Origin of the sequence: Pseudobacteriovorax antillogorgiicola (assembly GCF_900177345.1) — a bacterium.
GTDB classification, from domain to species: Bacteria; Bdellovibrionota_B; Oligoflexia; order Oligoflexales; family Oligoflexaceae; genus Pseudobacteriovorax; species Pseudobacteriovorax antillogorgiicola.
The window spans coordinates 66,517-86,655 of sequence record NZ_FWZT01000017.1; the positions used below are offsets into that span (position 1 = coordinate 66,517).

Consider the following 20,139-nt stretch of genomic DNA (forward strand, 5'->3'; position numbering starts at 1 on the left):
CTCCAGCTATTGATTGCAAGGCGTCCCCTTTACAATCAATGGCTTTAGCCTATCTTCTCGCTCAAGCCACTGCTTTTTAATATCAGGGTCCACTTGAAATTCATCCAGTACTTCGGCCATAAGTACTTGTCTTCGGCCAAAGTGAGCTTGATTGATTTTTAATTGGCGATGAGCTTGACCGAGACTCTTACCCCTATACGGTCCCGGCCCGCCAAGCATGGAAGATGCGAATTGGATTTGCATTTCAGTAAGATGCTTCTGATCAAAACCCCAGAATAGATGAGCGATCAATGGGTCTTTAAATGCTCGGTCGTAGAATTCTGTGATAATGGCGGCAAGGAAGTCGCCGCCAAGGCGATCGTAAAGACTAGTCATATAAGACTCCCTCCCTCTTAAGCCTTTTTGCTTAGAGCACCTCAGACAGGAATGCAAGCCCAATTGGGATTCAGGCAGAGAGCCACGGCGCCTATTTAGAAGGCTTGAGTTGGCTAGGCTTAAATCGCGCCATATCCATGGACCGAGCAGGACCAAATGGCTCTTGTATATAGAGTTCCACGATGGGTTGGCCAGACTTATTCTTAAATTTAATCGCAGTCGTCCCTTTGAAATTGTAGACGAAGCGGCTGCCCTCTAAGATTCCCGCTACATCTGTATAGCCGATTTGCTCCTCTAAGTCGCGGCTCTGACCGTACTGCTTATAGAGCCTCACTCGATACTTCAACGTCATACTAGCCTTATCCCAAGCCTTCGGCTGTAGCTCAATATGCCAGCGATCGATATAAAAATGTGTTGATCGTTCAATACGAGATCTGAGATTACGCTTCAAAGGGCTTGTCTTTGCAAAACCGATGCGATTGACCCCGCCTTTGTCTGTTACAACTAACTTCTTATACGGCACCAATTTCACCCCTAGCCTGACTCTAGCAACCTTTTTGGGAGCCTTGGGTAATCTTACAAGGGTATCCCTGCCAGGATTGATGCCTTTTAACTCGGTACCTAACGCAGTTGCGCTGAGGCACGAGAACGCCCCGATCATAAGCCATAGTCCCATGAATTTCATAATGATACCCTGCTGTTGACGCCTTGAAGAGACGGTTCGATATGGTAAGTATGTACCTCGTTCATGTATGATTATAACACTAACGACCACTAATTGTTAAATCGCTTGGCAGCTAAGACTTTAAGATGATGATCTGGAGAATCGCTCACATTGCTTTACTAGTGCTCCCACTACTGTGGATGTTTCTCATTCCAGTTGCCGTGCATTCCTCTTGGAGCCGGGCCTCTACCTTCGAACAATTAAAGCTGACCGAATTTGCGATTGTACGATACAAAAGCCTTTATAATCGGCTGCCAGATTCCCTAGCAGAAGTGAGAGCGTTCTTGCGATCGATTGATATCGACTACTCCCCTTACGATAACTATGGGCACCGGCTTCAGTATGTGAAGCTTTCGGCCAATGAGTTTTTTATTAAGTCCTTCGGCCCCAACCAACGATTGGATACTCAGCTTATAGAAACAGATTTGACCATAGCTCATATGAAAGCACCCAACCGCCAACCGCTGGTTTTAGTTGGCTCAGATACAGGTCCGCTCAGCCTTTACCCGGCCCCTGCTTTGCTGGGGGCCAGTACTCAGGCAAGTGGTGATTACTATGCGCGGCTAGTTGTTGAGCAGTCCAGCTCCAGCAAAAGACTGATCGTACTTCATAAAGCCCAAAGCAGCTTTGTCATGGCCTCGTTTCACGATAGTATTAGCGAATTCTTTTGGCTTCCCGACGGCCGTCGGATCGTTTTTTCAGCTACAGGCTCGGAGCGCTATCGGGATGGAATCTATATTTGGAATCTTGAAAACAATGAGACTATCAACCTGCTCGATAATATTGTCGAGGAGCATTATCCGCAAAAACCCAAGAAATTCTATATCGCTCTAAGCTCAGTGAGCCTTGAAACTGGATCGATCTATGTCCTTCTAAGACCAGCTCTAACTGCCGAACTATCGCCACGGGAATTCTATCACTTTGAGAACCTAATTGAGATCAACAGCAAAGACGATGAATTTTATTTCCAACAGTTTGATAGTGGTCCTGACCTGTTTGAATTTGCTCTGAGTCCCTCGAATCAAGTAACTCCTGGAGACGAAGCATTGCCCGACCAAAGAAACTGGGCATCTCTTCCCACAAGTGGGTCTCTAGAGAATACCATTGAGCAATGGCAGTCCCATTGCGCGGAATACTCTGAATCTCCCACCTTTCCTTACTGTCTTTGGTGGCTGGCTTCACTCTATAACGATGCCTACAGAGTCCTTAATCAGGATGCTCCGGACCAAGCTCATACAATCCGTAGTTTTGGTATTGAAGTTTCGAGGCTTCTCGACGAACAAATCGTTGCCCCAGAGTATCTACGGGCCATGGGTTTCTACCTTAAAACTCAATTGGAAAACGACCAAGCAAGCGACTACGAAATCTCTGATTTATCATTGCCATAAGACCCGTGGAAAGCCGTTGTCAAGCGCCTGTAGTTGTTCCATTATAGGAAATTAAACTGTGCATGTGAGAGGAGTTTAGTTTGACGCATCTAGCCGACAATGTTTATGCCGTTATCCTAGCGGGTGGCAGCGGCACCCGATTTTGGCCAAAGTCACGTCACCGCAGCCCGAAGCAGCTATGCACCATAGGCAGTGATTCGAAGACAATGATCGAGATCACGCTTGAACGGCTAGACAAATTTATTCCTGTAGAACGTCGCCTGATCGTGACCCACAAAGACCAAGTCGATGACACCAGAGATATAGTGGGTGATCGCTGCCAGTGGTATTTAGCAGAGCCAGAAGCTCGCAATACGGCCAATGCTCTTACCTTAGCAGCCTTAGAAATCAATGCCCGATACAAGGGCGATAAGAAGCCGATCATGGTCTCCCTACATGCTGACCATGTCATTCAAAAGGTAGATCTCTTCCAAGATGCCATCCGTGATGGGGTGCAAGTTGCAGCAGAAGGTTTGCTAACCTTACTAGGAATTGTGCCTAGCTATCCTGAAACTGGGTACGGCTATATCGAAAAAGGCGAGGCTCTGAGCAACACGCCAGGCGCCAAAGTGAAGAGCTTTCGCGAGAAACCTGAGCTTTCTATCGCTACGGAATATGTATCTTCAGGTCGCTTCCTTTGGAATGCTGGTATTTTTATCTGGAAGACAGAAACACTGCTTCGTGAGCTAGAAGAGAAGCTTCCTATAGCACCTCAAAAGTTAAAAACCTTGCTTGCCGACAAGGGCAGCTTTCAAGACCTTCCACCCGAAGATTTAGAGACGGTGTACGGCCAGCTTCCAAAAATTTCCATCGACCACGCGGTTCTTGAAACCAGCAAGCAGGTGGCTGTAATCGATGCTGATATTGGTTGGCAAGACGTAGGCAGCTGGGATGCTCTAGCCAAGTGCTTCCCCACTGACTCAAACGGTAACCTGAGATATGGCGATGTGATTAGCATTGATAGCGAAGGAACCACTATCGACTCAGACGGCCCTCTGATTGCATGCATTGGCCTGAAAGATATGATAGTAGTGACCGCAAAAGGCGCCGTCCTGGTTTGTCCTAGGGATCGTGCTCAAGATGTTCGAAAGATCGTGAGCTACTTGAAAGAGGGTAATCGCGAGGAATATTTATAACGAGCAGAGTTTAAGAGGTTGTCTGAAAAGACAACCCAGAAGATAGCCCCTTATCGCAAGCCTAAAGGACCTTGTAGCCGTACAGGACTTTTAAACCAGTGCTGAAGTAAAGGATATCACCAAATAGTACAGGAGTTCGGCTCAAAGCTCCCTCAACATCATCAGCCCATAAAAGCTGGCCCGTTTTGGTATCAAGTGCGCTGATACGGCCACCAGTCCCACCGACATAAACAATTTTTTCACCTGGGGTAATCGACGCGGTAGGCTCTCCAACCTCGCTCTTCCAAAGAACGCGCCCCGAAATACCATCTAAAGCGTAGAAGTCACCATTCAAACAGCCGATATAATAGACACCATCGCGATAATAGCTATCGGTGATTCCAGTTAAGTCTTTCTGCCAAAGGATGCGACGACGGCCTGTCGCCACACTCATCGAAAACACCATCCCATCATAGCGAGACACAAGGAGATTGCCATCTAGGCTAGCCATTTGGCCTACAACATCGTTGAATCTAGACGAGGAGCTTGCAGGCACGAAGTCCCAGATCCGCTTCCCAGTATTAAGGTCCACACCGTGAACTTCACCTTCTGATGTACCAACAAGGACAAGGCTACCCAACACTGTTGGCGCTGCTCCGCCATCAAGGATGATATTATTGCTAGAGCCTGCGTTATAGATCCAGCGGGTCTGACCCGTGGTAAAGTCTAGGGCAAACAGCTTCTGGTCTACCGTTGTAACCAATAAGCTTGATCCTGTAAGAGTCGGACGACGAGATACAAAGCGACCGAGGCGTTGCTTCCAGCTTACCTTGCCAGTCTTAGCATCAACCTTCATCACAGTGCCATCGCGAAGCCCTACAACTAGATGCTGCCCGATCGAAGCGACTGGTGAAGCCACGGGATTGCCAAGCTCTAGCCACCAGGCATTGGCTTTCGTCTTGAGGGATGTCGCCTGAAGCCAGCCAGAATATGCTGATCCGATCAGAAGATCATCCACCACAACCCAACCGCCCTCTTCAGCTACACCAAGAGGTTTTTGCTGATCAAGATCTCGATTCAAAGAAATCATACCAGCTCGGTAAGGACGACATGGGGTGTCGCCACCGTCTGATGATAGGCAAAGGTTTTTTGGCTCAATGGAAGCACAAGAACTAAACAGCAAGAATAGACCAGCGAATCGCTTCATTTATCCCCCGAAGATGGATTTAGTTGAGTAGGGCCTTGAGGCTTCGCGCTTTTTCAGACTCTTGAGAGTTCTCATATGAGCCGATAATCTCGTCGAATGCCTTGCCTGCTCCCTCTAAATCTTTATGAAGATATAGAATGCGTCCCTTTGCAAGTAGAACTCGTGGCTTGAGTTCCTTACCAACTACCTTAAGCACCTGATCTGCTTGCTTAAGAGCCTCTTCATATTGACCTAGATCTTCAAGAATACTGAGAAGAATCATGCCCGCCTGGGCTTGAAGGATGGGCAGGTTCTTAGCATCTTTAGTGATCTCAACTAAAATATCTTTAGCTTCCGTGAGCTTGTTCTGCTCTGCGATCAGATGAGCGTAGCGAATACCCGCAACTTTGCCCTGCGGACTATCTTTGTACTCTTCATAAACCCGGCGGTACTCTTCCATGCTCTTGGTGTGATCCGGGCTATCCATGTCATCAAGTCTAGCTTGAAGATCCTTTACCTGAGCCTCGACTTCTGGAGTAGAGGCTTCTTTGCTTTTCAATTTCAGATCGTCCAGCTCTTTCTCAAGCTTAGCTTTCTTTTCTTCATAAGCTTTGGATTCTTGATCGAAGATCTGATCAGCTTCAGACACAGCAATTTGGCGATCTTCCAGCTTCTGGCTAGAAACGTAATTAAAACCTAGTGCGACGATAGCACTTAGTGCTACCAAGCCAATAATTCCAACAACTAACTTTGAATTGGCTTTAAGGTATTCAACTGACTCAGCCGCTCTGACCTGAAATGCATCGGGTCCCTTAAGGTTTAACTCGTCCTTCTTTTTACTCATGTTTTCCTCTATAGATCCTGTATAGCACTCAGCCTACTGATAGCAAGATGTGATACTATATATAATAGGACTGGTTGACTAGTACATTCCACAGATTTGTTCAAATCACAAATTGCAAACCAAAGTGGAGTTTCCATGGGCGCTTCTGGCTTAGGGTCCCTGCTGGTAAAAGAAGGCATTTTGACTGAGCAGGATCGCCAGACTATCACCAAAACTTGCGGGCAAAACAGCTGGGCTTTCGCCAAATGTATCCTGGCGATGGGCATGCTGGATGAGGATGAGCTAGCCGCCTTTTTCGCAGATCATACCCGTTACCATGTAGCACCAAGGGACTTTTTATCCGATATCGACCGGGACATCTTGCAGCGAATCGATGGTCGAATGATAGCTCGCCTTGAAGTCCTTCCTGTTCGCGCCACCATGGAGACGATCGAAACTGCCGTTGTCGACCCACTAGATAAGGGAACCATTCGCCAGCTTGAGTTTTTTACCGGCCTCCAGGTTGAGCCGATTATCGCCCCAATTTCTCAAATTTACGAAGGTCTACGCAAGCTCATGCCTGACTTCGAACCTCACGGGACGGCGTTGTCAGAGTTCTTGGAAAACCATGCCGCTACGTCATGGCATAAGCAAAAAATCGAAGAAGATGCTGACGCACTTGAGATGAAAGAGTACAGCGAAGACCTCGACGACGATGAAGATGGCGGCGTGGAAGACCTGTATGAGGATGACGACGATGATGCAATCGATGAAGATTTGGATGACGAGCTGGATGACTTGGAAGATGACGGCTTGGGATCGAGCAACGCGGATGATGACTTCGGCGATCTGGATCTGAATGACGATGATGACGGCGACTTAGATCTGACCGAATCTGAAGACGATGGTCTCGGTGAGGATTTTCCAGCTATCGATGATGACCAAGCTTCGGGTGGTATGGATATGGACAATATCTTCGACGAAGGTTCTTCCACAACCGTGCCAGACCCTAGCAACGGAGACAACCTAGGTGATGATGACCTTGGTGACTTTGGTGATGACGACGAACAATCTGCTAGGGATGACCAAGATAATGTTGAAGGCCTTGGAGACGATGGCTTGTTCGATGATGGGGACAACGACAGCTCAGGCCTGGGTGATGATGGCCTGTTTGATGAAACCCCTAGTGTCGAAGACGGTGATGACGACTTATTCCCAGCTGAAACAGAGTCTGACACTGACACCACTGCCTCACCATCGGATTCGAGCGATATAGATCTTGAGGACTCCGGTGATACAGATACTGTGGACTCCAGTTTGAACGATCTCTTATCTGGGGATAACGATCCTCTTTCTGCCGCCGATAGTGAAGACGACAGCATGGATGACCTTCTAGGTAGCGAAGATAAGTCGGACTCCCCTCCGGATATCAGTAGCCAAACAGGCGTTGGGGATGAAGCAACTTCCGAAACAGACGATCTTTCCGACAATGATGACGACACCATGGATGACTTGTTAGCCGGAAATGATGAATCAAACGCCGACTTTGGAGATAAAGCAACTTCCGAAACAGACGATCTTTCCGACAATGATGATGACACCATGGATGACTTGTTAGCCGGAGATGATGAATCAAACGCCGACTTTGGAGATAAAGCAACTTCCGAAACAGACGATCTTTCCGACAATGATGATGACACCATGGATGACTTGTTAGCCGGAGATGATGAATCAAACGCCGACTTTGGGGATGAAGCATCACCAGTCGGCGATGACCTTGCTATCGAAGAAAATGGAATGGATGACCTCCTTGCGGACGATGACGAGTCGCAACCTGACATCAGTGAAGGGGAACCTGACACAGGCGCTGAGATTGCCGCTGCGAACGATGAAAATGTCAGCGATATTTTAGGTGACGACGAGGACCCCAGCATAGCCCAAGCAGATAGTCTATCAGATGGCAATGACTTGGAAGACCTTACTGATGAGAACGAAAGTATAGATGACCTTCTTGCTGGTGACGATGATCTCTCATCAGATGACGACGCGAACCTACCTGAATCAGACGAAGCAAGCCTTGGCGACCTAGATAATTCACTGGAGCCTTCTAAAGATATAGCCAGCTCTGAAGGAGATTCTTTTGACCTCTCAGATGCAAGCCAAGAATCAGCCCCTGGCGATGTGTCCGCTCTCGCAGCCGAAGACTCCGCTTTTGAATCAAGCGCTTTGGACGAATCAGGTGATGACAACCTAGGAATTCATGATGAAATCGACGCAGATGATGACTTGAGCCTTCCCGAAGAGAACGACGCTGACTTATCAGAGGAGAGTTCTGAAGTGCTTACTGCCAAACCGAACTCAGACGATATAGACTTAAGCGATATGAGCGGAGACGACCTTGAAGGGCTTGATTCCGATGATCATAGCATCGATTCGGATCTTAGTAACGATCTCGATTTGAGTGAAGATCCAAGCGTCTTAGATACTGATCTTAGTGACACCGAAAGTATTCTTGATCGCGCCAGCACCTCAGAACCCGAGCATCATCCATCGGCGTTTTTGAGTGAAGAGGACAGCTCCAAACCTAATGAAGACGATGACCTTCTCGCCGAACTTGAAGACCCAGATGAATCCGACCAAGAATCTGATGACGACTTTGATTTGAACGATGCTCAAGATCACCCCGATGATGATATGCCTGAATCTGCCGACGACCTTGGGCTAATGGAAAGTGATAGAGACGGCAGCGCTGACGAGCTTGAAGCACTAGCTCCTGACGATGATCTCGATTTGTCTAGCGAAGAGACCCCAGATCTCGAAAGTGAAGATCAAGACTCAGGGTTTGACGATGCAGAGGATGATACTCTTGATTTAGAAGCTAATGATCTAGGTGAAAAGGACTCTGAACCACCAGGGGAAGATCCTGATGACGACATGGATCTTACCTCCGATTTAGACGGAGACTTCACCTTAGACGAAAATGAAAGTCAGATTAAAAACGAAGAGAGCCCCATTGAAAGCGAAGAAGTGCCGGATCTAGCACTAGATAACGATATCGAGCCAACTAACAACGGCGAGGACATCCCAATCTCTGCTTCAGAGGATGCGGACGCAATTGATGATATCGCTATAGAGCCTGATGACGATGTTGTTTCTGGAATCGGAGACGATATCAGCCCCCAAGTGGATCTCGCACCACCCGACGAGTCTGAGGCTATGGCCTCTGACGAACCCGTATTAAAAACTGATATCACACCATTGAACCGACGGGTGGATCGCCAGAGACCAGACCAAGAACTTGGTGGCGATGATGAGCCGTTGCCTGAAACCATGCCCTATGGTGAGCCTTTGAGAAAAATAAGCAAGGGTAGCAACCGATCTCACCAGGGAGTTGCAGCCATCAATTCGGCGATGGTAAAGCTAAGCCTCGCCAGTTCACCTGAGAAGGCAGCAAGCCTCGCTGAAGAAACGTTAAGCCAAGTGATTCCCTACGGATTGCTGTTATCTTGGGAAGGCAAAGACGTCACTGTAAAGAAAGCCTGGCGCCAAGGAGCTAGTAGCCAAGGCGATGCTGTAGATGAACAGGTGCTGCGGAAGCTCAGCAAGCAACTCGGCAAGATACCTCAGGATCAGTGGCGCTCCATCGCGATGAAGAAAGAACTTGGCGATTGGCCTGCCGATATCCGAGGGACAATCGTAAAAGGACCTGATAAATCCCTAGCAATTGTGTGTGGGTTTGATGATGATCAAGACTCTGAGGGCTTACTGGACTCAACGCGGCATTTTTTGAATAGCTTACGTGGGCGAATCTAGGACTCTAGCAGACAAGAAAAAACCACCCCGAGGAGGTGGCGGAAGCAAGTTAGCTGAAAGGGTAGCTTAGGGAACAGTTAGGAACAGGTAAGAAACAGCAGGTACTACAACGACAGTTTAAAATTTTTTCTCTATTAAACCAAAGTGGACAGCTAACGTTTGCTTCCATGTCAGGCCAAAGGTGGCTTGACATTCCCCAGTATGCACCCCTTATGCCAACTGGGACTTGCAAAGAAAGTCAAGGCCTTAGGAGCCCTAATAAGTGGTTTTTAGATGGAAAAGATCGGGATTTTTCAAAAGCCATAAAAGGCTCCTAGATCACCCGAACATTTCTTGGACATCCTTACCTTTGCTACAGATTTCCCCGATCCCAATGTCAAGGACTGATTTCATAGGACTTCTATCCAAATGGCCCACTACTGCCGTGCCTGATTCACCACAATCTTCGCCAAATCACTGTAATAACTTGATAAATAACCATCATCCGCTGCGATTGGCCGCCCACTATCAGCGGCTTCTCGAATCTTTGAAAGCAATGGAATCTGGCCGATAATCGGTAGGTCCCGCTGCTCAGAAAAGGTTTTCACGCCATCACCAAAGATCGCCTCTTCATGACCACACTTAGGGCAGGAGAAATGAGACATATTCTCAACAACCCCTAAGACTGGGACTTTGAGCTTCTGGAACATCGTTAAGCCTTTATGGGCATCGAGCAAGGCCACATTTTGTGGAGTGGTGACAATCACTCCAGCATGGATCGGGAGTTGTTCGATCATGGTCATCTGAACATCGCCAGTTCCCGGAGGCAGATCAATGACAAGGTAATCTAATTCTCCCCAAGCAGTCTCATAAAACATCTGCTTCAGAGCCTTGGCAACCATCGGTCCACGCCAGATCACTGGATTCGACTCATCAGTCATAAAGCCAAACGAAACACATTTCACTCCATGACCTTCCAAGGGCACGATGCGATTGCCACCAATCACTGGCATCGGCCCTGTGAGGCCAAGCATCAGCGGCGCTGACGGGCCATAGATATCGGCATCGAGGAGACCAACCTTCTGACCAGCCTTTGCCAAAGACACCGCCAAGTTTGTGCTAACGGTAGATTTCCCGACACCGCCCTTACCAGAAGACACCGCGATAACCTTGCTAACACCCGGTATGGCGCGCTTTTGAATAGGAAAGCCAAATGGCCCAGTTTTGGGCTTGTCCATCGGCGCGGGCCCAGCACTTTTCACAGATATCCCGGAGGTCTGCTTTAAACGCTTAAAATATATGGAAATATTGAAGTCTTCAGGAATTCCTTCCACCAGAAAGCCTTCTAGAGCGACCTTGTGATTTAGGTTCAGACCATCAGAAGCAATCTTGACACGATAGCCTAGATCCGTGGCCTCAATAGCAATAATACGATCTTGAGGATCGGCATCGGCATCGAGACCCAGCTCCTCTAAGCCCCTGGTATGTTTAAGCCTCTCGCGGACGAGAGTTTCAAGTTGTTGCGTTTGCTCAGTCATGGTGTGTCCTTAACTGGGAAAAGTCGATAAGATGATGAGCGCCCTTGCGAGGCGCTGTACCATTAGGCTTTACAAAATTTTGGAGAAAATGACCATATGAAGGACATCAAACTATACACGACCCGCTACTGCGGCTTCTGCAATCGAGCCAAAATGCTACTAAGCCAACTTAACCTTGAGTATACTGATCACTCCGTGGACAACGACCCCGATCTACGCCAAGAAATCTCAGACTCGGTGGGTGGCTTCCCAACCGTCCCGATGATCTTCATTGATGGTCAGTTCATAGGTGGCTACACTGAATTAGCTAACTTGCACCGAGAAGGTAAACTCACCAAATAGGAGTTCATGTGAAGCCGGCATTCTATCTGTTCATGTTTATCGCCGCTTCACTCTTGATTGCTCATCACTGGCTCCGAAAACCGTCTGCTTTAAACCAGGAGCCTGTGGTTGAACCCCTGACACCACCATCTCTAGAGTCCCCAGCAGATCTATCACCAAGCCCCAGTGTGAACAGTGCAATTGAAACCATTGTGGCTCTCTACGAACAAAAAAACTTTGCCGAAGCCCTTAGACTCACGCGCCAAGAACTCAACCGGCCAGGTATTGATGAGCAGGATGCTACCTGGCTCGAACGACAATTGCCTCGAATTCTTATCAGCCTTGCTTGGGCTCTCGTCCAAGAAAAAAACTGCGGCGAAGCCATTCCGTTGTTTGAAGAGGCCTTTCGTTTCGAAAGCCACCCTATGGCACTGAAAGGCCTCGGTGCTTGTTACTACCTGAATAAAGACTATTGGTCGGCATCGACCTATATGGGCCGTTACCTTGAGGCCCACTACGATTTTGAAAGCGTCATCGTCCAACTCGAAAGCTTAGAGTCTCTCGGGCAGTATGAGGATGCCTGGCTGCTGATCGAAAGTAGCCTGGAGCGTGACCTAGACGAGAGACAGCGTCAAGCTTTGCAAAAGCGAAGACTAACCATGAGTGAGAAACGCCGAGAGGCGGATCACCAAACTCACTTAGATGGCTCTTATGTACGCCTTCATTATCGAGCCATCGATCATGAATCACTCGGCCTTTGGAGTATAGACGTTTTGGATCAAGCTGTGGAAAGCATTGTCATCCTACTTGACCTTCCCTACCCGAGATCTTTGATTGAAGTTTACCTATACCCAATCGATGGCTTTCAAAAAATTCATCATGGCCCTAGCTGGGCCCAGGGCTTGTTTGATGGAAGAATAAGGATACCGATCCCGAAAGTGATGAGTGACAGGAACCAAGATCTGCTCTCTCGCACGTTCCGTCATGAAATTAGTCATGCCCTGCTTGCGGAACAAAACCGTTCAGCCCACCTGCCGACTTGGTTTCAAGAAGGCTTGGCCCAGTACCTGGAATGTCCCGATCAATGTCGTAGTTTTCAATTTCCTATGAATCGCGGTTCATTCCTGAGCCAAGGCACCTTCGAAAATTCGTTTACCAGCCTCAATCATCAAACGGCAAGAATTGCCTATTCTCAGAGTTTATTCTTAGTCCAAAATCTTATTACCCATAGCGGCATTGAAGGGATAAGGCAAATTATCAAAAATCAAAGACCAGTGAAGTCCAGTAGAGCTGGGAATTTTCTTTCACCTATTAACCTGTCTTTCACTACTTTATACGAAATCTCAAGCCACAATTGGCAAGCTGGAAAGAAACTATAGAAATCATGTAGCAAAGGCCATGAATTCTAAACATATGGTAAGAATAGTTTTCCCAGTGCCCGTTCGTTGATATACAATCTGAAAAAATCCTAATAAAATGTGTATTGTAAATTCCGTATGGTTAACATTACTTGCTACAATCGTTTAAGTGATGTTTTTGTATTTATCGAGGTGTATGGAGGCGCTCGTATGAAAGGTACTTCTGTTTCAAGAAGCATCCGCTTAGGCTTACTCACAGGGGTGCTAGGCCTATCGCTAGGATCTTCCCCCGTATTTGGTCAGGATGACGAAAGTGAAAACGACAGCGAGATGGGAAGCGAGAGTGACATTGAGATGGCTAGCGATAGCGATGAAGGGAGCGAAGGCAAGAGTAGGAGAGAGCGACGTCGGGAGCGCCAACGTAAAGCATTACCAAAAGTAGGTAAACGTGATGAGTCCCCTGATAATAAGTTTTACTCTGCGATTGGTGCTGGTAAGACCTTACCGCAGGGTGTGATGCGGGTTCGATTGCCTTATCAGAATGTATACGGTAAAGAGGGTTTCGATGAAGATGGCAATAAAGAAGGTTTAGGCTTTGAAGTAAATATTAATGCAATGGCTTTAGCGGTTGAGTATGGCTTAACTGACAAGATATCTCTCGCCTTCGTCGCACCATATATCATCAGCAATAAAGCCGCTTTAAATGCTTATGACATCCGCAACAACAACAGAAAGTTTAAACGGGAGTACGGGCGCTACAAAGATGCGGTTATTGCTATAATGTTGGATCAGAATTTATGTTCTACGACAGCCGAATGTGAAACTAAGGTCGCTGACCCAAATTATGCCATTCCAGTGAATCAAAACGTTACGCTTACAACTGGTGAAACAGTACTTGCCGCATCTAACGAGCCTGTTGCAAGACAAATAGACGCTTTGCTTCGTCAACCAATCACTCCTACGGACGGTAAAACAGGGCTTGGAGACATTCAATTAGGAGGTCTCTATAACTTCTATGATGACAACTCTATCTCGATGTCAGTCGGAGGTGGACTTAGATTTCCAACAGGAGAATTTTCTGAGGTGCCAGCAGGCATGAGAGCAACCGGAGGAGGTGTCACCGATCTTGGACTACGCTTCAATTTCGATTACAGAGTTATGCCTTGGATGGTTATTGCGCTACAACATCAATTTGAGCAGATGATTGCCAAAGGTACCAAGAAGAAGAATAGCGGAATTTACAATGATCGGACCAATACAGGAGATCCAACAATTGCTGCCGCTATAGCCATTGGATCTAACGGCAAGGACAATGACCAAGAGTTTGAGAAGTGGGGCCTGGGACATGACGGCTTCCTTAGAATCAACTTTGGATTTACGCAGTTTGCTGAAGTCTTAGCTCCACTGGGAGCAGGGATTCAATATGGCTGGTTCGAAGGGCGTGAGAATCGATATGATGGCGATGCGTATGAAACTAATGGCTGGCGATATGATGAAGTTACCCGTCTTAGAACCCTGGGGCTAACTTTGAGCTGGGACGGGCTGGGAATGAAACCACTGCTACCATTCAGCCTTGTTTATGATTACAAGATGCCACTAGAAGGTACATTTGCAACCGTTGCACCTGTCATAAACACATTTCAACTAATCGGATACTATAAGTTCTAAACATCGAGGTGATCCATGAAGCTTATTGATAATTTACTATTACTTAGTTTAACAACTGGATTTATAATATCCTGCGGGAGCGACCCAGAAAACAAGGGGCTCGATGACGACGATGCCACTGATGCATTTTACGAGAACGAACAAAGCGGAAACGCCGCTTCGTCAGGCAGTCAGATCTGGCTTTCAATCTCTGACTTTTTTGGCTTCCCTCAAGCTGAAGATGCTGAATCCTCATCCATCGTCACAGCCCTTGGCACAGCTCCTACCCTATACTCTGAAAATATAGGTAGCTCTACACCTTCAGACAACTATAGCTCTCTGTTGACAGCATTTGGCACAAAAATGGTGCAGTCTGCTGTAAATAGCCAGTGTGCATCCATCACTGGCATAAGCCAGTCCTTTACTGGATTTGGGTCAACGGGCAGCGCACTTACGAACTCAGTTCGATATATGTCTTACAGGCTGTATGGAACCGATGGTGTTGCCGAAACCACCGATAGATATGCCGTTTTATCAATTCCAGCCGGTGCAACCCCTCAGCCACTCATAATGTATGCGCATGGTTCCACAGTTGGCTTGAGCTATAGTGAAATTGCAGGAACATTCGATACCCTTCAAGCTGGTAACTTTATTGCTGCCCCAACTTTTCCAGGTGAAAAGCTTTGTAGCCCTACTGTAACTCTATCGACTGAAACTTGTAGTGATTCAAACACAGTTGCAGCAGCCACATCTACTCAATCAGGAGCTGATGTCTGGGATGGTGACGTCCGAGAGTTAATGGGTCTATGGAATTGCCTCGCAACCCTAAAAGCAGCAGCAGATGCCAGCGCTGGCCTTTATACCTCAGTTGCCGAGTTGAATGCATCTACTCTAGCGACAACTGGAGGAACGGTGAATATGGAAGCACTAGTAGACACAGAAATGGCTAGCGTTAATGTAAGTATTAGTACTACCGATGTTCCATATACTCTACTGATCGGCGCTGACCGAGGAGGATTGACTGCTACATTGGCTGCTGCCCGATCGGGTTACTTCTTATATGATCAATCACTTGGCGATAATTCGACAATTGCTTCTTACAAAACACAAATCAACTCGACATTAACAATTTCAAGCATATTGCCAATTGCTGTTGGCACACTTGGATCAAATTACTCTCTGACAATGGGCTTAAATCGCGTGGGACTACACTCAGCAATTACAAGCAACACTGTTTTCGATGCACTACCGGGATGGGCACTTCTAAAGGCTTTCTTTTCACAGTATCAATCGGCTGACTCCACTGCTACGACTGCTCAGATCGCTGCTGAGATTGCTTCCCGGGATATGACCTTCATGGAGCAATTCATGCCTGTTTCATTAAGGAACTGGGGAGCCACTGACGCGAATGAAACCACTAGTGACGGAGCTGGAACTTTTATAACACTTCACCCTATCGATGACATTGTGGTTGCCTACAGCCAAGCTCAAATTGGTGATGGCGTTCGTGAAAATATACTTACAGGCCTTGAAGCTTCCAACAGCGCTGGAACTACGGCACTCCCAGGCTACAATCATGCTGTCTACGCCTTCCAAGCCTCTGATGACTTCTACGTCGAATGTGCGAATGACGATGGTACATATAGTGAGTCCTGCGCATCAGATGCAGATGGCTATGTGTATACCGGTGGAGGTGATAGTAATAACGACGGTATCGTTGACGACCTAAACCATGTATCCAATTCCAGCTTTCTAAACGGTCAGCTTGTGAGTCTCACTGAGTCTCAGTCAGCAATTGCAGCAGGAACAACAGCAAATACAGCGGTCGATGCTGCTACTCCCTGTGTAACGGCATACACAACTGGAGCGGGCTCTACCGTACCTTCCACAGCAAGTGGCGCTCTATTTGCTCCACTTCTTGCGAGAGCCGACGGTGAAAGTGCTTACTCAGGTGCCTATAGCTCTACGAAATACTCTGTCACACCTGCTGTTATCGCTGGAAGTCTTATCAGCTATCACGCAGGTATAGCAAGTGGGGCGCTAACAGGTTCTGGATGCCCCAGTTTCGACTAGCATTGCCATTTCAATAGATCAACTTACCTAGGAGGTACCTAGGTAAGTCTTCCCTGCTAATCCGTCCTATTTCCCAAACGATTCCCAGCCAATTATGCGTTCCCCCGCCCATAAACGGGCCAGGTGAAATACACACAACTCACAACTAAAGTGTTCCCAGGAAAACTAATTTTTTTGGGAGAACAGATGTTCTACATTGGCCTCGTCTATCAATCTGCAATAAATAACCAATTGAGTTGTCGCATCAAAGAATAAAAGCAATCAATAAGTTACAGGAGCTTTCATGAGCCTAAAGAACTACCACAAACAACTAACATCAAAATCTCAGTCAGGAATGTCGATCATTGAAATCCTAATTGTTATCGCCCTTATGGGAACAGTGATGGCTCTCTTAGTAACCAACCTGACAGGCACCCAGGAAGAAGCCAACAAAGACCTCACCAAACTTGCCATAGGCAAGCTTGAGAAAGGCTTAGAACTGTATCGTGTTCACATGATGCGCTACCCTCGCGAACCTGAAGGCTTGGAAGTCTTACTAAATTCAAGTCACCGCAAGTGGCGAGGACCTTATAGTACAGAAGATTCATTGTACGATCCGTTTGGCAACAAGTTCGTTTATAAGATTGAGAACGGCAAGCCTATCGTTTTTTCTGTTGGCCTTGATGGCATTGTTGATACTGAGGATGATATTTATCGAGACGATGATGCGGTTGACGACGAGCCTGTCTCCTTCGAAATGGAAGTTCCTACTGAGGGGCAAGATTCTCATTAAGACTTTTCCCTTCACAGTCTTCAATCGAATATAGAGTCTTCGATCAGCTATAGTTGATTTTCAGTCGCTGCTTGAAAACTGCAAACTGCGTCTAGCGCGCCTTCAAAGTGATCGTAAAATCTCATCTGATACTGACTTTCATAGCCTAGCGGCAAGCCAAGGAAGTTTCGAAGCCCCCACCCCAAGCCACGGCATCGGCCCCTTAAAGGATACCTGCCTGGGGTGGGTCAAAGAGTCCAGAAAAGGATCAACGTTCTAAAGGAGCAGCAACGTATCCCGCAATCTCCTGCTTAGGATCTTGCTCCGGGGGTGTATGATCGGGATTGGGGTTCTTGATTAAGATCGTGCAGTATTCCGAACGATAGGAATACTGGCTTAAGTTCAAGCGGATCTTACTAACTCGCGCATCCGTGTGAAAGTAGTAACCTCCCAATCCATAGTCTGTAGCCAACCATTCGTCAGCCCCCTCGTACTGCACCTCTACACCTGTGGCTGGAATCGAGGGACAGCTCGGTGTTCGTTTATACAAAACACGAACGGGATTTATCACCTCGCCTTCTGCGAGATGATAATCCACAATACTTTGCCCATAAGGTACAGTTACCGAGAATTCTCTGGAAAGACCCGCTTCGTGAGCAATTGATAGAGTTGAAACTGATAGCAAGGTGGCGGCGATCATGGATAGCTTCATACAAAGCTCCTCATCAAGTATTTAAGAAATCGGTGCAAGATAAAATCCCCTGGTGATGCTCCGATAAAAATCGGTCACCTAAACTCATAGTGTTGACGTCAATGGCATTGGAGAGGCTATATCTTTAGATCTAGGTTTAGCGAACCATGGAGCGAGAGTAAATTATTTAGTGGGAAACTTTTTTGAAGAGTTTTTCCTTTTTAGAGAACTGCTTTAGAGATCCTTGCTGCCCCCACTCTCCTGAGCCCAAGTTAATAGCTCAAAATTCATCTGCATGGTCCGTTCAGGCTTGGCGTCGATGACCTTTGACTCTGTTGCTTTCAAAAACTCTAAAAACCTTTCCTGAATTTCTATCTGACTGTTGGCATCAGAACAGAATATCGCGGAGAATGAATAATTGTCACTTAGGTCGTGAGAAAGGATCTTATGTCTGCTGAGCTGTTGAATCTGATTGATCCAAGGTCGATAGAATTGTGAATTTTTTGAAAGGTGTAGATTTTTTACAAGCAATTCTGTCTTACAACCATCCACATGCACCAACTTCATCTCGTCTAGATTATCCATGATCCTATCTAATCGCTCACAACTTAAATGAAGATGTGTTGCCAGTCTTCTATAATCTTGGCGAAACCAAGGTATATCAAGGCAGATGTGAACAATCTGGTGGATGGGATCAAGGTAGTATTTGGCTTGATCCTTCTCGTCAAGAGGGCCATCGCCGAGGCGCAGATAGTCCTCTGTTCGCCTCATTTGTTTCTGCCGATCCTTAATCTTTTTAAATAACTCCTTTCGGCGTTCTTCTATTGAAGAACGATCGTACTCCAGAAGTAAATGTAAGTAATCTTTATGGAACTTCGAAATAGGAAGGTGTTTACAAATCAAGTAAAGCTGATCATGACTCAGTTCTGCCTTGTGATTCATAACCTTTGACAGATAGGATTTCGGAATACGAGCTGATTCCGCTAGCTGCTGAAACGTGAGAGATTGCGAACTCTGTTTGCTTCGCTCCACTAACATCTTTAAAATTTTTCGATAGCAAAAACCTGAAAACACGCTCATAGTTCCCCTAATCATCTAGATCACTCGTCTTAATACTTCGTAGCAAGACACCTAGCCTACGGGCTACAAAAAGTAAAGTTCTGGAGGCAATCATGCTCTATCAAACCCTAGCATCATCCACTCTGCTGGCAGCTCAAGTTATGGGCTCTTGGAGTAGTGGTGGTGGAAAAATACTACAAGATGAACGAAACCCGTGGTTCCTAAAAAGACATGGTTCTATTTACTATTGCATTGTCAACGAGCAGAGCAAGAGTGGCTTGAGTGACGATGAGGCAAATACTAGTATCCGAGAATCATACTTCTGGTGGCAGGATCAATTTCGCTTGGGCTCTTACCCCGAACAAAGCTATTACCTTGCAGAAAATGAGATTCAGCAAATTGCCTGCGATAACGAGGCTCACTCACCGGATATTATATTTCAATTTGCCTGGCTTAGTGAACGACAACGTGACTATCTGTCGTCACCTGAAAAATTCGTTTCTATTGCCGTTCGCACATCTTATGACGCCCAACTGATGAAAGGCAAAGGCTTCATATATGTAAGGCCTCAAGGCTCGTTTCACGATAATAAGGCTCATATCAATTGGCAAGATAAAGCGAAGCTAAATGCCGTGCTAAGCCACGAGTGGGGTCACGTTTTTGGGATTCCTCACTCAAATACCACGAACAAAGTCATGTCTCGCGATTTTGTAGAGAGCATAGTGCTAAACCAAAACGAGCTTCATTGGCAAAACAATGTGTTCATTGTTAATAAGAACCCCCTAGGGGATCTACCCCGTTTTGGTTGCTATGCAGACTTCACACGCAAGGATGCGGTATCCCACTTTTTTGGCATTTTCGAACCTTGGGACTGCCTTGGCTTCAAACTCAACTCTAAGTCTATCGAAATTTGGATCTCTCATTCTCACAATGTGTTCCATGGAGGACGACCTATTGGAGAAATTCGTTTTCTTCATGAATCAAGGCAGCTAATTCCAGTAGATCGCATTTGGTTTCCCGATCAGCAAACACAGTTTCAAGTCTCTGAACGGCGCTTTTGGGGGCCGGCATACAAGATTCGTGAAGTTTCCGGTACCTATCGCAAGTACGGGGATCCCTACCAACGGCCAGTCGGGCTCATTCTAGACCCTAGCAAAGACGATCCGTTATTTAGGGATCTTAAGATCTCTGGAATTCTAGATGGTCGTTTCATAGTCAATGTTTTGCATGAGCTAAAATAAAACTGGTAACAGTCTTAC

The 20,139-nt window shown here is 46.7% G+C and carries 16 protein-coding genes; 9 read left to right on the forward strand and 7 right to left on the reverse strand.

Annotated features, from left to right (window positions below):
* Positions 1-6 precede the first annotated feature (6 nt).
* Both B9N89_RS20365 and B9N89_RS20370 read right to left on the reverse strand, forming a co-directional pair.
* A complete protein-coding gene (locus B9N89_RS20365) occupies positions 7-375 on the reverse strand; it encodes a truncated hemoglobin (protein WP_132322100.1) in 369 nt (122 codons plus the stop codon).
* Between the two features lie 91 nt (positions 376-466).
* A complete protein-coding gene (locus tag B9N89_RS20370; RefSeq protein ID WP_132322098.1) occupies positions 467-1,060 on the reverse strand; it encodes a hypothetical protein in 594 nt (197 codons plus the stop codon).
* A 125-nt stretch (positions 1,061-1,185) separates the two neighbouring features.
* On the opposite strand from B9N89_RS20370, the gene B9N89_RS20375 reads away from it, so the two are divergent.
* Complete coding sequence (locus B9N89_RS20375) at positions 1,186-2,487, forward strand: hypothetical protein (RefSeq protein WP_132322096.1); 1,302 nt, start codon at positions 1,186-1,188, stop codon at positions 2,485-2,487.
* Between the two features lie 80 nt (positions 2,488-2,567).
* Entirely contained in the window at positions 2,568-3,662 is a 1,095-nt protein-coding gene (locus B9N89_RS20380) for a mannose-1-phosphate guanylyltransferase (RefSeq protein ID WP_132322094.1), read from the forward strand.
* A 61-nt stretch (positions 3,663-3,723) separates the two neighbouring features.
* On the opposite strand, the gene B9N89_RS20385 is transcribed toward B9N89_RS20380, so the two are convergent.
* A complete protein-coding gene (locus B9N89_RS20385) occupies positions 3,724-4,848 on the reverse strand; it encodes an outer membrane protein assembly factor BamB family protein (RefSeq protein ID WP_132322092.1) in 1,125 nt (374 codons plus the stop codon).
* 19 nt (positions 4,849-4,867) lie between these two features.
* Positions 4,868-5,671 (reverse strand): tetratricopeptide repeat protein, encoded by an 804-nt coding sequence (locus B9N89_RS20390; RefSeq protein ID WP_132322090.1) that lies wholly within the window; start codon positions 5,669-5,671, stop codon positions 4,868-4,870.
* Between the two features lie 96 nt (positions 5,672-5,767).
* Between B9N89_RS20390 and B9N89_RS20395 the strand changes: the two genes are divergently transcribed.
* On the forward strand, positions 5,768-9,463 hold the full coding sequence (locus tag B9N89_RS20395) for a GspE/PulE/PilB domain-containing protein (protein ID WP_132322088.1): 3,696 nt from the start codon (positions 5,768-5,770) through the stop codon (positions 9,461-9,463).
* A 416-nt stretch (positions 9,464-9,879) separates the two neighbouring features.
* On the opposite strand, the gene B9N89_RS20400 is transcribed toward B9N89_RS20395, so the two are convergent.
* Complete coding sequence (locus B9N89_RS20400) at positions 9,880-10,980, reverse strand: Mrp/NBP35 family ATP-binding protein (protein ID WP_132322086.1); 1,101 nt, start codon at positions 10,978-10,980, stop codon at positions 9,880-9,882.
* 96 nt (positions 10,981-11,076) lie between these two features.
* Here B9N89_RS20400 and B9N89_RS20405 point away from each other — a divergent pair, with 96 nt between their 5' ends.
* The 5 genes from B9N89_RS20405 (at position 11,077) to B9N89_RS20425 (ending at position 17,151) form a co-directional block, all read left to right on the forward strand.
* Positions 11,077-11,322 carry a glutaredoxin domain-containing protein gene (locus tag B9N89_RS20405; RefSeq protein WP_132322084.1) on the forward strand — a complete coding sequence of 82 codons (246 nt, stop codon included), beginning with the start codon at positions 11,077-11,079 and terminating at the stop codon, positions 11,320-11,322.
* Between the two features lie 8 nt (positions 11,323-11,330).
* Positions 11,331-12,680: a peptidase MA family metallohydrolase gene (locus B9N89_RS20410; RefSeq protein ID WP_132322082.1), complete on the forward strand. Its 1,350-nt coding sequence runs from the start codon at positions 11,331-11,333 to the stop codon at positions 12,678-12,680.
* 189 nt (positions 12,681-12,869) lie between these two features.
* Entirely contained in the window at positions 12,870-14,327 is a 1,458-nt protein-coding gene (locus B9N89_RS20415) for a hypothetical protein (RefSeq protein ID WP_132322080.1), read from the forward strand.
* A 15-nt stretch (positions 14,328-14,342) separates the two neighbouring features.
* Positions 14,343-16,379 (forward strand): hypothetical protein, encoded by a 2,037-nt coding sequence (locus B9N89_RS20420; protein WP_132322078.1) that lies wholly within the window; start codon positions 14,343-14,345, stop codon positions 16,377-16,379.
* 283 nt (positions 16,380-16,662) lie between these two features.
* Positions 16,663-17,151, forward strand: a complete 489-nt coding sequence (locus tag B9N89_RS20425; RefSeq protein WP_132322076.1) for a type II secretion system protein GspG — start codon at positions 16,663-16,665, stop codon at positions 17,149-17,151.
* A gap of 247 nt (positions 17,152-17,398) precedes the next feature.
* Here B9N89_RS20425 and B9N89_RS20430 read toward each other — a convergent pair whose 3' ends face one another.
* Together B9N89_RS20430 and B9N89_RS20435 are read right to left on the reverse strand one after the other, a co-directional pair.
* The gene (locus B9N89_RS20430; RefSeq protein WP_132322074.1) at positions 17,399-17,842 is read right to left on the reverse strand and encodes a hypothetical protein; all 444 of its coding nucleotides are present in this window, start codon (positions 17,840-17,842) and stop codon (positions 17,399-17,401) included.
* A 213-nt stretch (positions 17,843-18,055) separates the two neighbouring features.
* A complete protein-coding gene (locus B9N89_RS20435; RefSeq protein ID WP_159455519.1) occupies positions 18,056-18,901 on the reverse strand; it encodes a DUF4423 domain-containing protein in 846 nt (281 codons plus the stop codon).
* A 92-nt stretch (positions 18,902-18,993) separates the two neighbouring features.
* Between B9N89_RS20435 and B9N89_RS20440 the strand changes: the two genes are divergently transcribed.
* Entirely contained in the window at positions 18,994-20,121 is a 1,128-nt protein-coding gene (locus tag B9N89_RS20440) for a matrixin family metalloprotease (protein ID WP_132322070.1), read from the forward strand.
* Positions 20,122-20,139: the final 18 nt, after the last annotated feature.

Bases quoted from the DNA above. Each gene is read 5' to 3' on its own strand.
- B9N89_RS20375 (WP_132322096.1), top strand. From the start codon at position 1,186: ATGATGATCTGGAGAATCGCTCACATTGCTTTACTAGTGCTCCCACTA.
- B9N89_RS20415 (WP_132322080.1), top strand. From the start codon at position 12,870: ATGAAAGGTACTTCTGTTTCAAGAAGCATCCGCTTAGGCTTACTCACA.
- B9N89_RS20400 (WP_132322086.1), bottom strand. From the start codon at position 10,980: ATGACTGAGCAAACGCAACAACTTGAAACTCTCGTCCGCGAGAGGCTT.
- B9N89_RS20440 (WP_132322070.1), top strand. From the start codon at position 18,994: ATGCTCTATCAAACCCTAGCATCATCCACTCTGCTGGCAGCTCAAGTT.
- B9N89_RS20385 (WP_132322092.1), bottom strand. From the start codon at position 4,848: ATGAAGCGATTCGCTGGTCTATTCTTGCTGTTTAGTTCTTGTGCTTCC.
- B9N89_RS20420 (WP_132322078.1), top strand. From the start codon at position 14,343: ATGAAGCTTATTGATAATTTACTATTACTTAGTTTAACAACTGGATTT.
- B9N89_RS20365 (WP_132322100.1), bottom strand. From the start codon at position 375: ATGACTAGTCTTTACGATCGCCTTGGCGGCGACTTCCTTGCCGCCATT.
- B9N89_RS20430 (WP_132322074.1), bottom strand. From the start codon at position 17,842: ATGAAGCTATCCATGATCGCCGCCACCTTGCTATCAGTTTCAACTCTA.
- B9N89_RS20435 (WP_159455519.1), bottom strand. From the start codon at position 18,901: ATGAGCGTGTTTTCAGGTTTTTGCTATCGAAAAATTTTAAAGATGTTA.
- B9N89_RS20370 (WP_132322098.1), bottom strand. From the start codon at position 1,060: ATGAAATTCATGGGACTATGGCTTATGATCGGGGCGTTCTCGTGCCTC.
- B9N89_RS20390 (WP_132322090.1), bottom strand. From the start codon at position 5,671: ATGAGTAAAAAGAAGGACGAGTTAAACCTTAAGGGACCCGATGCATTT.
- B9N89_RS20425 (WP_132322076.1), top strand. From the start codon at position 16,663: ATGAGCCTAAAGAACTACCACAAACAACTAACATCAAAATCTCAGTCA.
- B9N89_RS20405 (WP_132322084.1), top strand. From the start codon at position 11,077: ATGAAGGACATCAAACTATACACGACCCGCTACTGCGGCTTCTGCAAT.